Origin of the sequence: Clostridioides sp. ZZV15-6598, from assembly GCF_020657705.1 — a bacterium.
Lineage (GTDB): Bacteria > Bacillota > Clostridia > Peptostreptococcales > Peptostreptococcaceae > Clostridioides > Clostridioides difficile_F.
This window is the reverse complement of the sequence record NZ_JAGWCS010000120.1, coordinates 1-12,478: the sequence shown is the minus strand read 5'-3', so window position 1 is coordinate 12,478 and position 12,478 is coordinate 1. Positions and strand designations below refer to the sequence as shown.

The following is a 12,478-nucleotide window of genomic DNA, read 5'->3' as shown; positions in this document are numbered from 1 at the left end:
AGTTAGAAGTTAGAAGTTAGAAGTTAGAAGTTAGAAGTTAGAAGTTAGAAGTTAGAAGTTAGAAGTTAGAAGTTAGAAGTTAGAAGTAGGTATTAGAGTATTAAAATTTTTGTTTTGAGTTTGATAGGTTATTTTTAGTAATTGATTTTGACTTTGCATTAAATATAGTCGATGCAATTTCCTACAATATATTGTTACAGTATTTAATATATCTTGCTTAATTAATTTAATGTATGAGTTGTCATATTGACTAAAGTCCTTGAATATGTTATCATACAGGGTAGTCAAAAGATTTATAGATATAAAATACTTAGTATATATTAAAGCAATTTCTAGCAAAGAAGGTGAGATTTATATGGCTGGTAAAAAAATATTAGCAACAAACAAAAGAGCAAGACATGAATATTTTATAGAGGAAACATATGAGTGTGGAATTGAATTAAAAGGAACAGAAGTAAAATCAATAAGACAAGGTAAAGTCAACCTAAGTGATGGATTTGCATCTGTAGATAACAGTGAAGTATTTTTGAAACAAGTTCATATAAGTCCATATGAGCAAGGAAATATATTTAATGTTGACCCTCTAAGAGTGAGAAAGTTATTGCTTCACAAGCATGAGATAAGAAAGCTTATTGGAGCAACTACTATAAAGGGGTATTCACTTATACCACTTAGTTTATATTTAAAAAATGGTAAAGTTAAAGTAGAGATTGCTTTAGCAAAAGGTAAGAAGTTATATGACAAGCGTCAAGATATGGCTAAGAAAGATGCCCAAAGACGTATAGAAAGAGAAATGACAGGGAAATATTAAACTAGTTAAAAATGTATTTTTTAGAATAAAATTCTTTATTATCTAGAACATAACATTGATTTTTATTCTTAAAAGTATTATATTATATATACATTAAAAATTTAATAAAAATGGTGATAAAGTTTGCGAAAAGTCTAATGGACTATAAACTACTCAAGGGGGCGTAAAGGTTTCGACGTGGGTTTGGAACTTGAGGCTGCGTGTCGTGTTACTCTGGGTCACGTAAAAACTGGGGAACTTTAAAATAAACGCAGACGATAATTTCGCGATAGCAGCCTAGTTGCTGCTCGTCCCTCTTAGCCCTCCTGCCGGCTAAGACTGGACGTCATTATGCAGGGAACTACTTTGAGGGTGTCTCGACTTAGGGTAGATTAATTGGGACTGGCTAAGCATAGAGCCTGCCACTTGGCGTTATGTGAGGCGAGATACTAGTAAAGTTGGCTACACATGTAGATGCAGCGAGGAAAAGATTTGCGGACAGGGGTTCGACTCCCCTCGTCTCCACCAATTTTAAAAAAAGAATGATGAAATGCTTGGAAATACTAGTCTTTGTTGACTAGTATTTTTTATTTTGGTGATAAAATCCACCAACCGTACCCCAACCACAGAAAAAGAGGTTTTTTTGTGGATATATTTGAAGGAATTATATTAGGATTATATAGTTTTCAATATTGAATATCACAATATATTATTTCTAATAATGCTCTAGTAGAAAATATATATCAAAGAATATAAAAATAAATACTATAAAGTTGATATATGATTTAGGCATATTTTTTGCAATTTTTTAAAAAAGTTTATTTTAGGTATAAATCATTTTATTTGGAGAAAATGTATTAATGAATTAAGATTGTACTTAAAGCTAGAGAGATAAATATGGTCAAAAGTAAAAAAAATAAAATTCTATTAATAGTATGAGATGTAGTATAAACAATATATACAAGAGATTTTGTATTATTTTAATTAAACTCTATAAAAAATAGAGTTGTTTTTTTATTTGAATTCTAATACAATAATAAGTAGAGATATGAAATTCACTCTACTTATTAACTTGGAATTAGTAATTGCAAGATGTATGTGTGATTTGTGCATGTGAAATATGCACTCTACAAAATATTAGTATAGGAGAGGACTATAAAATATGGAGGCAAAAGCAATTAATAAGAATTTACATATATTTATAAAATATAATGAAGAGACAGGGCAACTTGGAAAATTAACTATGCCAGAACATTTAAAGGTATGCTTAGAAAAAGGACAGGTGGCTTGGGGACATTTTACAAAGACAAAGCCATCTAGGAATAAAAAAGGATTATGGGATCAAAGAGTAAAGTATTTGGATGAACAATTAGAAAATAATGAAACTACACTTGTGTTTTTTTATTGTAGAAAATCAACTGAGTTATATGTTGCCGACTTAGTAAGTCATTATGATAGAGAAGAACCTGACAAAAACGAAGAATTAAAAGAATTGATTCCAAAATATTATCACGATAGAATTGGGGCTATAAATGAGAAAAAAGATATAGGAACTATGAGGAGTTATGCATTTGTAAGAGTTACAAATTTAAGAAAAATAGAATTTGAGGATACTAAATATATATATAATTTTAAGGGAGAAAATGAGGAGTTAGGGATTGAAAATGTATTAGAATCTAAAGGAATGGCTTCATTACTGTATGTTAATTTAGAACAAGAATTTTATGATGTATTGGCTAATGATATTCAAAATATAGTGAGAACATCAATAGTTAAAGAAGAAATTTCATTTAAAGAAGGGGTTTTACTAGAGAAGACAGAGACACCAAAACCTAAGTTGCTAGAAGAAAAAGAATCAGATTTACAAAAGAGTAGCATTATAGAAAAAAGAAAGAGAAAAGGTAGAAAATATTCAATAGAGAAAGACATAAAGAATAAAGGATTAGGATATGCAGGAGAAAGATTAGTTTTAAAGCTAGAAAAAGAGCGAGTTAAAAAAGAAATTGGTAAAGACTATGTAGAAAAAATAGAACATACATCAGAAATAGATGATGAAAAGGGATATGACATATTATCTTTTGAGAAATTAAATGATGGAACAATAGTAGAAAAGTATATTGAAGTAAAAACTACTGAAGGAGGAGTGTCATCTCAATTTTTTATATCAGCAGGAGAAGTGAAATTTTCAAAAGAGAATAAAGAACAATATTATTTATATAGAGTCTATAACTATGATAGAAAGACTGGAGATGGAAAGTATTTTGTTCAAAAAGGAAGCATAGAAGAATATTTTACATTAGTTCCTAAGAATTTTGCAGTCTGTTTTGAAAGTAAAAAATAAATTTATGGAGAAAACAATGATAACTAAAGAAACTTTAAATAGGATATATAGTTTTAGAGAGAGTAGAGATTGGAGTAAATTTCATACCCCAAAAGACTTGTCAGTAGCCATTAGTATAGAATCAGCTGAATTATTACAATATTTCTTATGGAATAATAAAAATAGCGATGATATAAAATCGGATTCTAAAATATTAGAGGGAATACATGAAGAGATAGCTGATATTCTTATATATTTAATATATTTAACAAAAGAATTAGATTTAGATATGGATACAATTTTATGTGATAAAGTGGAAAAAAATAGTGCTAAGTATCCAGTTAGTAAGTGCAAAGGTTCTTGTAAAAAATATACTGAATTATAGAAGTTTTATTAGGAGCATAAAATATTATATGGTTGATATGAAAAGAAAAAAATTAATAAAAATTACATGATATCTATTTCTATAGTAATATGCAAACAAATATAAATAGAGACTGAGATAAAAAATATAATACATTAGTTATTAATATAAGGATATAAATAGCTTTTGAATAAAATAACTGATTGGAGGGTATTATAATTGAAAAAAGTATTTTTATCATATAGTTGGAAAAATGAAGAAATAGCAGATACAATAGAATGTTTATGTGAAAAAGAAGGAATAGAAATAATCAGAGATAAGAGAGATTTAAAATATAGGCAAAGTATAAAAGAATTTATGAGGCAAATATCAAGTTCAGACTATGCAATAATGTTAATAAGTGAGCAATATTTAAAATCTTAAAATTGTATGTATGAGGTATTAGAGTTTATAAAAAGTAATGATTTTAAAAATAGAATAATACCTTTAATACATAGAAATACTAATATATTTAAACCTATAGATAGAATTGATTATATAAAGTATTGGGAAGATGAGTATAGTAAATTAAAAGAAAAAGCAGGGTGTATTTCAAGAGAAGTTAGCATTGAAATATCTGATGAAATAAAAAAAGTAAAGAATATAAAAAATTCTATATCAGAGTTTATAAATGTAATTTCTGATATGAATGTCATTATTTATGAAAAAGATATCAGTAATGATGAATTTAAGAAAGTTAAGAAGATTATTAATGAAGAAGAATTTTATTATTTATTGAATATACCAAGAACAATTCTTAATCCTTTTAAAACTATGTTATGGATTAAAGATGACAAACAAGGTTATGTAGATAGATTAAGTGAAGCATGTAAGTATACTGAGGATGAAGTGCATGTATTTTTAAAAAATAAATTTGATTTAAAGAAATTCACAGCTGTACCAATAAATGATGTTTTATTGAAATTTAGACAAGATGTAATACCATTTTCAGGAGATTTTTATAAAGAGATAAGAAATAATGAAGATAAGTTAATAGGAAATAAAAGTCTATATTTAAATGAAGAAAAAATTAGTGATTTAATATAATTTTAATTATGAGTATTATTTCTGTAAATTGTCTTTATCAATTTTGAAAAATAAATGATTATATATTTGGAAATGCTAGTTTTTATTGACTAGTATTTTTATTTTAGTAATGGAATTACAAAATTATATACTAATCATAGAAAAAAAGACTTTTTGATGGCGTATAGAGATATATTTAAGATATATGATCATGTTTTCCAATCCTATGTGTTCATTAAGATAATAGATAGTAATAAATGTAATCAATAGAATAGATATAATAACATACTTTAGTATAATATTAGAAAATGAAAAATATAATCTATCTTTGAAGCTAGCGATGGATATTGCTAAAGTATTCGATACTATAGTAGAAAATTTGTTTGAATTTAGTGAAGAATAGTGAATATACAATTAATTAATAAATAATAGATAAAAATTTAAATGTGATGAGGAGGTATAGTTTTATGGAAGCCAATAAGACATTGCTACAATCACTATATAAAAAAATCATATTAGAATTTTCCAAACAAACAGGTAAGAGCTTGGAAGAAAGTATGGATTATTTATTATATACTTCTGAAACATATAAACTTATAAGTGAGGGTGTATCAGATATGCACTGTAAGGGTCATATATACTTGGCTCAAGAATTAATGTTAGAAAATGGATTAATGTATCATAAAGGCTATCCAAGATAAATAATTAAAACTAGATACGAATTAAGGATACAAGATAATATAAAATTAATTTGTATCCTTATTTTGATTTTATAATTAACTATATGGAATCATAGTATTTTATGTATTTGATTTTTACAATGAAAATATTTTATCTAATTTTTCTATAGCTTCAACTTTCTTATCTTCCATAACTTGAGTATATATATTTAAAGTTATTGATATATCATAATGACCCATTAAAACTTGTACAGTTTTAGGAGGGACATCATTCTCAAAAAGTCTAGTTGCATAAGTTTTTCTAAGACCATGAAACTTTATAGGCTCTATATCTAAACTGTTTAATATAGATTTCAGATTCCTTAAAGGTCTTTTATCATCTATAGTGACACCTAATTCATTGCAAAATACATAATTATCATTTCTATATAATTCTCCAGCCTTTAATATATCTGTATTTTGATTTACTTTATGTTCTTTCAATTTATTTAAGACATCCTTTGGAATAGGTACAGTTCTGTAAGAATTTGATGTCTTTGGCTCTTGCTCTAATACTTTAAGCTCTCTATTTCCAGTTTTATCTATAAAATATGTTCTTTGAAGAGTTCTTTTAACTGTTAAATTAGAATTCTTAAAATCAATATCAGACCATTTAAGTCCTAATAATTCTCCTAATCTAAGTCCAGTACCAAGAGCAACCAAAAATAATACTTCTAATTTATGCCTCTCTATAGCTTTTATAAAACTCTTTTGTTGTTCAAGAGTCAATATTTCAAGCTTATTTTCCTTTTTCTCAACTGGTATATTTACCATAGTACAATAGTTACGTTGTATAAGACCTTGTTTTTCAGCTTCTGATAAGCAGGTTTTCAGTTTAGTGTTTATTTGTCTTACAGTAGGTATACTTTTATTGGAATCAAGCAATCTATTGTAATATTTTTGTATGTGAGATACTCTTAAGTCCTTTAACTTAAGGTTGCCTAAATCAGTATCTTTAATATAATTGCGATAGATGCTTTCATATCTTTCAAATGACTTGGGTTTTAAATCTTTTATTCTATACTCAAACAACCAATTGTAAAACCAGTGTTCTAAAGTTATTTTATCATCTGAAATATCAGAGCTTAAATAATATTGTTTTTTATAAGCATCTAATTTATCTTTAACTTCTTTTTGAGTCTTACCATAAAATTCTTTTCTCAGTGGTTTACCATCTTCATTATAGCCAATCATTATACGGGAACGCCAACCATCTTTATATTTTCCGATAGAGCCTTCTCCATTAGCTCTTTTAGTTGCCATTTTTAAACAGCTCCTTATATGATTTATAGTTATATCCATCAAAGAATGTAATACATTTCTCTAATAAAAATTTTATAACTTCATCAGCTTCTAGTGTTTCGTAGAAGTTTAGCATTAGTGTGTTGTATTCTTGCTTATGTTTAGCTGGTATTGATAGAACTCCTATATCATTACTTACAAGTATTAGGTTTGAGGTAAGTCTAGCAGTTCTTTTGTTGCCATCATAGAAGAATTGGCAATAGGACAACCATAAATTTATTATTATAGCCTTCTCTAAGGGGTTAGTTATTTTATTTATGATATTTATGTCACTTACAAATAAATCATTTAATAAAGTGGCTTCTATGCACTCATATTGAGTAGTACCAGCTATACCTATATTACCATTTCTAAAATTTCCAACGATTAGAGCTTCATCCTTTGCAACTATTTTATGTATAGAGCAAATTGTATCTTTATTTAAAGATAAGTTTTCTTTGTTACTTAATTTTATTACATAATCCCATGATGATTTTATATTTAGTATTTGATTTTGGTCACTTAATTTATGTCCACCTACTGTTATACCATCAAGTAATGTTTGTACTTCTGGGAATGTAAAGGGGTTATTTTCTAGGTTACCCATATCATATACAAATTCACTTATCATTCTTCTAATGTATGTTAAAGTATATTTTTTATCTCCATGAGGTAGGTTAGTAGGGAATTTATACATGTATTTTGGTATATATGATTTATTCATGATTGTAGCTCCTTCCTTATTTAATTCTTATCTAATTATGACTATATCAAAATTGATAATTAAATTTATATTTTGAAAATGTACAATACTAATATTTTTAATCCTCATCTTCAATAAGACCATTAGAGTTTTTTTGTATAAAATTTTCAACAAGACCATTTATCACCCAATTTAGATTTTTAGAGAAGTTTTTGAAATTAGAGAAGTTTATGTTAATTGGTTTTATTGTATCTGTATTATCTGTAATTTCAAACTTTGTTTTATAGTCTGTTTTTATATCATAATCATAATTTTCTAATATGTGAATTACTAAATCAAACTCTTTATTAAATACTTTTAAATTAATATTATTATTTGTTAAAGTATCTAAATCATTTTCTTCAACAATGAGTTTATTTATAGCAATTGATAAAGCAGTAGCTATTTTTCTTATCATATCTAGACTAGGCATTCTTTGATTTTGCTCATATTTAGCTATAGCATGAACTGAACAACCAATCTTGTTGGCTAGCTCATCCCTTGACATATTTACCGATTTTCTATATTGTTTAATCTTTTCTCCGATTGTATTATTCATCATAATTTCACCTTAAATATATTATCAAACAATGATTGTACTTCTAGACATGTAAAGGAGTTGTTTTCTAGATTATCCATATCATATACTAATTTACTCATAATTCTTTTAATGTATGCTAGAGTATATTTTTTATCTCCATGAAATAAATTAGTAGGGCATTTATATGTGTATTTTAGCATATATGATTTATTTATAATTGTAACTCCATTCATAGTTTTTTATCATTGCTTTAGATAGTATTGATATTATTTTATATTTTATTTAGTAGTTTTTTTATTTCTTTAAGTGTATTTTCAAGCTTTTCATTTTTTTCCTTTAATTCATTATTTTCTTGTAATAATTTAAAGTAATCATTATTTTTAATAGTAATATTTTCTTTTTGAGATATTAATTTTTTTAGTCGAATATTACTCCCAGTATCTGTTGGGTCACTAAAATAATCATAGATTGTTTCTATATTTTCTTCTGATAGACCAATATCTAATAATTCATCAATTGATTGTTTTGTAAGAACATCATTTTTAATAATTTCTTTTATGTCATCAGGATGTAATGAAAAATCTAATTCAGTATTAGATATACAATCTGAAAGTATCCAATTATAAACTTGATTTTCATTTAGTTCTAATTTTTCACCAAGTTTATAATATTGGTCTTTATCAGACCAAGCACCTAGCAATAAACTTGAGGTAATTCTAATATCATCATCTTCCATAAGATTTGAAATAGCATTTAAAAATTCATCAAAAGAATAGTATTCTTCTGGGAATAAAGACTGTAAAAAGTATAAAACATCTTCATTAGTCATTACTTCATTTTCAATATCAAAATAAAAGATAGTCTTTTCAATTTTCAGAGCTTTAGCGAGTTTTGATAAGGTATCTATACTAGGTATTCTTTTATCATTTTCATAATTTATTAGAGCATTTCTTGAGATGCCACTAATTTCAGCAAGTTGAATCTGTGTTAGTTCTTTTTGTTTTCTTATATTTTTTAAGTTTTTTCCAATTTGCAATATTATCACCTCGTATAAAGTATAGCCCAAAAGTACACAAATGAGAACAGAAAAATAATATATTTTTATTGACAGTACACGTATGTCGACATTATAATTAAAATGTAAAGTTTACGAATGTAAACTAGAAAAAAGGAGGAAAAAGTATGGGAATCAATTTAAAAATATTTAGGATTAAAAAAGGTCTAAAGCAACAAGAACTGGCAGATAGAGTTGGTATATCAAGATATTATTTATCAAGCTTGGAAAGAGGTAAGGCGAATAATCCAAGCAATGGTTTGATGATTAAACTATCTAGAGCTTTAGATACAACAGTAGAAGAATTATTTTTTAGTAAGGAGGAGTAAAATATGAAAGAGAATAATAATTTAGAGGTTTTAAAGACATTACAAGCCACTTTAAACATTATTGTAAAGAATGAAGAAGAAGCACAAGAAAAAAAGCAAGGATATAAAATTATTGAAAATGCGAAAAGAAATAAAGCTGAACTTATAACATGTAAGGAAGCATCGAAGCTTTATCCTATAGGAGAATCAAAATTTAGGCAGTTATGCCATTCTAAAAATAAAGGATTCCCTTGTATATGGATAAATAATCGAGTATACATAATAAAAAATAAATTGGATGATTGGTTTATTGAAAATGCAAATGGTATCAAGTTATAGTCTTAAAGTAGGTGTTTGTAATTGAGCAATAAAGGGTGGATAAAGCTTTATAGGGAGTTGTTGGATAAATCAATTTGGAAAGACATTAAACCAGAAAGAAAAGTAATATTAATAACTATATTACTTATGGCTAGTCATAAAGAAAACCATGTTTTTATAGATAATAAAAGGATAAAAATAAAATCTGGACAATTTATTTCTTCATATAGCAAAATAGCTGAAAGATGTGGTAAAGGAGTTAGTTATCAAATGGTTAGAAGTTGTTTGTTGGTTTTTAAAAATGCTGGTTTTCTAACATACGAAACAACAAACAAGTATATAGTCATAACTATTGAAAACTGGGAGCTTTATCAAGAGAACATAGAAAATCAACAACCTAATCAACAGACGATTAACAATCAATCAACAACAATCAAGAATATAAAGAATGAAAATAATATTATATATAGTGAAATTATAAGCAAATTTAACTCAACTTGTATTGAACTTTCAAAGGTCAAGAAACTAACAGATACAAGAAAGAGGAGAATAAATTCAAGAATAAAAGAATATGATAAAGAAACTGTATTAGAGGTCATAAATATAGTTAGTAAAACAAGTTTTCTGAATGGAAATAATAATACAGGATGGAAAGCAAACTTTGATTGGATAATGAATTCAAGTAATTTTACCAAGATACTAGAGGGCAATTATCATAGCAAGGAAATTGTCATAAATAAAGAGACAGCAATATATAATCTAGATGACTCACAATTAAAGTGGTAAGGAGGTTATATTATAAACAATTCAAACAACTTAATTAAAAATACAGAAGCAGAGCAATCAATATTAGGAAGCATTTTATTAGATTCAACAATAGTGGAAGAGTTAGAGCAAATGTTAAATGAAGACATGTTTTATCATGAGGGACATAAATACATATTTAATGCTATAAAAGAAATAAATAAGAGAAATGAAGTAATAGATATAATAACTCTTACAGAAGAATTAAAGAGAAAAGGTCATTTGAATAATATTGGCGGTATAAGCTATATCACTAGTTTGTCAACAATAGTTCCAACAGTATCAAATTTCATGAGTTATGTAAGTATAGTTATTGAAAAATACAAAAATAGAAATATAATTGATAAATTCAATAAGTTCAATCTTGGAGAAATAGATGATAATACTCTTATATATCAGTTAGAAAATGATATAAATAAAGCTAATCAGAAATTAATAAAAAAGGATTCAAGTATAACAGCTATATCAGAGAGAGCCTTTGAATATATAAATGATGAAATAAATGAAGGTATTAAGACTGGAATAAAGTTCTTAGATGATACTATAGGAGGTTTATATGGGGGTGAACTAACTACAATAGCAGCTAAAAGTGGAAGAGGTAAAACAGCACTGGCGTTACAAATACTTAGAAATGTAATATTTCAAGGTAAGAAAGTACTTTTTATAAGTGGAGAAATGAGCGATATACAGATTCTGTTTAGAAATATAGCCTCACTAACTGGAATATCAGTTGTAAAAATGAAGAATAGAAATCTAAATGATGATGAAATAGTCAAATATATACAAGCTTTAAGCATAATAAATCAAGAAAATAATCTTTATATAAATGACTCTGTAAATACAGTATCAGGAATAAAGAGAGAAATAAAGAATATTAAGCCTAGCTTAGTCATAATTGATTATTTGCAAATTTTGGATTATGAAGGTAAAGAAGTAGGAGAAGCTAAATTCGCTGACTTATCAAGGCAAATAAAAAAGATTACTTTAGATTTTAATATACCAGTTATTCAGCTTGCTCAATTAAATGATGAATTGAAAGATGAAAGACCTAAAGGGGATAGGGTAATGAGAAGCTCAAAGCAGATATATATGGATTCTAATTCAGTTATATATATTCATAGACCTACAGAAAAAGAAGCTCTTAATTATTGTAAGACAATGGGAATTGAGGATATAAGAGAGTTGAGACGAAGAGAAAAAGGTTTTGGTGCTAATTTAAGTGAGATTATTGTTGCTAAAAATAGGGATGGTGAGTCAGGATTTAGACCATATTGGTATATAGGAAATTTATTTTCTTTTGAAGAATGTAAGAAGATACAAGAGATATAAAAAAGAAGCATGATTTATTAAGTAATAGATAAATTATGTTTCAAGAAGTATTGAAGGATAAATATAAATCTTAATTAGATGTAATAGAGATTTAAAATATATTGAGTTTAGATTTAAAAGCTTATTAGAAAAAGGTAGTTGCCATATAAATATAACAACTACCTTTATAAATTAGGTACTTGATGTACACTAACCTAGCAACTTAAGTATATATTAAGTGCCTGATGAAAGTCAAGGAGGTACTAAAATGTATGATGAAATTATAGAAATATATTTTGATTATTGGATAAATGAACATATGTATAGAGATATTTTAGAAAAAGACAAATATTATATTGAAAGTTGGAAAGAAATTATGGCGATTAATGAATTATTAGAAAAAAGTTTATTAGAAGAAAATAGAATATATGTACTAATGGAACTAAATGATTTATTTAATTCATTGATAGAATTTGAAAGAGAACTTAGTTATAAATTCGGATTTAAAGCAGGAGCAAAATTTATAATCGAGCTGTTGAAGTAATTAATTTGTGTATTTTAGTTGAATACTTAAATGGCAAATTGAGATTATTAATAAATTGCACTATAATACTTTGAATCAAGTATATTTTAATTATATTGTTTAAAATAAATATATTTCATAAAGAGGGTATAATAATGCCCTCTTTAATTTTTATGCAATCAATGACATTATAGAATTTGCGTATTTAGGTAAATCGCACAATATATTTTAATAATAAATATATGATACAATAATCTTACTAAAATCTAAAATAATCAATTGAGGAGGAGAATATGACAATACCTAAGTTAAAACCTAATGATAGAAAAAGAGAGTTTAAT

15 protein-coding genes, 1 other RNA gene and 1 pseudogene are annotated in these 12,478 nt (G+C 26.1%); 13 read left to right on the top strand and 4 right to left on the bottom strand.

Annotated elements, in window-relative coordinates:
- Positions 1-355: 355 nt before the first annotated feature.
- The 8 genes and pseudogenes from smpB (at position 356) to KGF50_RS17160 (ending at position 5,240) form a co-directional block, all read left to right on the top strand.
- Positions 356-811 carry an SsrA-binding protein SmpB gene (smpB, locus tag KGF50_RS17195; protein ID WP_054275121.1) on the top strand — a complete coding sequence of 152 codons (456 nt, stop codon included), beginning with the start codon at positions 356-358 and terminating at the stop codon, positions 809-811.
- A gap of 157 nt (positions 812-968) precedes the next feature.
- Positions 969-1,318: a transfer-messenger RNA gene (gene ssrA, locus KGF50_RS17190) on the top strand.
- Positions 1,319-1,952: 634 nt separating this feature from the next.
- Positions 1,953-3,131: a DUF3883 domain-containing protein gene (locus KGF50_RS17185; protein WP_227849194.1), complete on the top strand. Its 1,179-nt coding sequence runs from the start codon at positions 1,953-1,955 to the stop codon at positions 3,129-3,131.
- Between the two features lie 16 nt (positions 3,132-3,147).
- On the top strand, positions 3,148-3,495 hold the full coding sequence (locus tag KGF50_RS17180; RefSeq protein WP_021385990.1) for a nucleotide pyrophosphohydrolase: 348 nt from the start codon (positions 3,148-3,150) through the stop codon (positions 3,493-3,495).
- 198 nt (positions 3,496-3,693) lie between these two features.
- The gene (locus tag KGF50_RS17175) at positions 3,694-3,897 is read left to right on the top strand and encodes a toll/interleukin-1 receptor domain-containing protein (RefSeq protein WP_227849193.1); all 204 of its coding nucleotides are present in this window, start codon (positions 3,694-3,696) and stop codon (positions 3,895-3,897) included.
- A gap of 6 nt (positions 3,898-3,903) precedes the next feature.
- Positions 3,904-4,560, top strand: a complete 657-nt coding sequence (locus KGF50_RS17170) for a hypothetical protein (RefSeq protein ID WP_227849192.1) — start codon at positions 3,904-3,906, stop codon at positions 4,558-4,560.
- A 280-nt stretch (positions 4,561-4,840) separates the two neighbouring features.
- A pseudogene (locus KGF50_RS17165) lies at positions 4,841-4,942 on the top strand (transcriptional regulator); the annotation flags it as partial.
- Positions 4,943-5,006: 64 nt separating this feature from the next.
- A complete protein-coding gene (locus tag KGF50_RS17160; protein WP_227849191.1) occupies positions 5,007-5,240 on the top strand; it encodes a hypothetical protein in 234 nt (77 codons plus the stop codon).
- Positions 5,241-5,354: 114 nt separating this feature from the next.
- On the opposite strand, the gene KGF50_RS17155 is transcribed toward KGF50_RS17160, so the two are convergent.
- From KGF50_RS17155 to KGF50_RS17140, 4 genes are all read right to left on the bottom strand, one after another.
- Positions 5,355-6,521: a site-specific integrase gene (locus KGF50_RS17155; RefSeq protein WP_227849190.1), complete on the bottom strand. Its 1,167-nt coding sequence runs from the start codon at positions 6,519-6,521 to the stop codon at positions 5,355-5,357.
- Positions 6,511-7,263: a Fic family protein gene (locus KGF50_RS17150; protein ID WP_227849189.1), complete on the bottom strand. Its 753-nt coding sequence runs from the start codon at positions 7,261-7,263 to the stop codon at positions 6,511-6,513. Before KGF50_RS17150 ends, KGF50_RS17155 begins: the two co-directional genes overlap by 11 nt.
- A 97-nt stretch (positions 7,264-7,360) precedes the next feature.
- Positions 7,361-7,840, bottom strand: a complete 480-nt coding sequence (locus KGF50_RS17145; RefSeq protein ID WP_227849188.1) for a helix-turn-helix domain-containing protein — start codon at positions 7,838-7,840, stop codon at positions 7,361-7,363.
- A 253-nt stretch (positions 7,841-8,093) separates the two neighbouring features.
- Complete coding sequence (locus KGF50_RS17140) at positions 8,094-8,867, bottom strand: helix-turn-helix domain-containing protein (protein WP_227832082.1); 774 nt, start codon at positions 8,865-8,867, stop codon at positions 8,094-8,096.
- Between the two features lie 137 nt (positions 8,868-9,004).
- Here KGF50_RS17140 and KGF50_RS17135 point away from each other — a divergent pair, with 137 nt between their 5' ends.
- From KGF50_RS17135 to KGF50_RS17115, 5 genes are all read left to right on the top strand, one after another.
- Positions 9,005-9,205, top strand: coding sequence for a helix-turn-helix domain-containing protein (locus KGF50_RS17135; RefSeq protein ID WP_227849187.1), 201 nt, complete (start codon positions 9,005-9,007; stop codon positions 9,203-9,205).
- Between the two features lie 3 nt (positions 9,206-9,208).
- Positions 9,209-9,523 (top strand): hypothetical protein, encoded by a 315-nt coding sequence (locus tag KGF50_RS17130; RefSeq protein WP_003433761.1) that lies wholly within the window; start codon positions 9,209-9,211, stop codon positions 9,521-9,523.
- A gap of 21 nt (positions 9,524-9,544) precedes the next feature.
- A complete protein-coding gene (locus tag KGF50_RS17125; RefSeq protein WP_227849186.1) occupies positions 9,545-10,288 on the top strand; it encodes a hypothetical protein in 744 nt (247 codons plus the stop codon).
- Between the two features lie 9 nt (positions 10,289-10,297).
- The gene (locus KGF50_RS17120) at positions 10,298-11,635 is read left to right on the top strand and encodes a replicative DNA helicase (protein ID WP_413926831.1); all 1,338 of its coding nucleotides are present in this window, start codon (positions 10,298-10,300) and stop codon (positions 11,633-11,635) included.
- 247 nt (positions 11,636-11,882) lie between these two features.
- The gene (locus KGF50_RS17115; protein WP_022617511.1) at positions 11,883-12,158 is read left to right on the top strand and encodes a hypothetical protein; all 276 of its coding nucleotides are present in this window, start codon (positions 11,883-11,885) and stop codon (positions 12,156-12,158) included.
- Positions 12,159-12,478 lie beyond the last annotated feature (320 nt).

Bases quoted from the DNA above. Each gene is read 5' to 3' on its own strand.
- KGF50_RS17155 (WP_227849190.1), bottom strand. From the start codon at position 6,521: ATGGCAACTAAAAGAGCTAATGGAGAAGGCTCTATCGGAAAATATAAA.
- KGF50_RS17145 (WP_227849188.1), bottom strand. From the start codon at position 7,840: ATGAATAATACAATCGGAGAAAAGATTAAACAATATAGAAAATCGGTA.
- KGF50_RS17170 (WP_227849192.1), top strand. From the start codon at position 3,904: ATGTATGAGGTATTAGAGTTTATAAAAAGTAATGATTTTAAAAATAGA.
- KGF50_RS17185 (WP_227849194.1), top strand. From the start codon at position 1,953: ATGGAGGCAAAAGCAATTAATAAGAATTTACATATATTTATAAAATAT.
- KGF50_RS17135 (WP_227849187.1), top strand. From the start codon at position 9,005: ATGGGAATCAATTTAAAAATATTTAGGATTAAAAAAGGTCTAAAGCAA.
- KGF50_RS17180 (WP_021385990.1), top strand. From the start codon at position 3,148: ATGATAACTAAAGAAACTTTAAATAGGATATATAGTTTTAGAGAGAGT.
- KGF50_RS17130 (WP_003433761.1), top strand. From the start codon at position 9,209: ATGAAAGAGAATAATAATTTAGAGGTTTTAAAGACATTACAAGCCACT.
- KGF50_RS17150 (WP_227849189.1), bottom strand. From the start codon at position 7,263: ATGAATAAATCATATATACCAAAATACATGTATAAATTCCCTACTAAC.
- KGF50_RS17115 (WP_022617511.1), top strand. From the start codon at position 11,883: ATGTATGATGAAATTATAGAAATATATTTTGATTATTGGATAAATGAA.
- KGF50_RS17160 (WP_227849191.1), top strand. From the start codon at position 5,007: ATGGAAGCCAATAAGACATTGCTACAATCACTATATAAAAAAATCATA.
- smpB (WP_054275121.1), top strand. From the start codon at position 356: ATGGCTGGTAAAAAAATATTAGCAACAAACAAAAGAGCAAGACATGAA.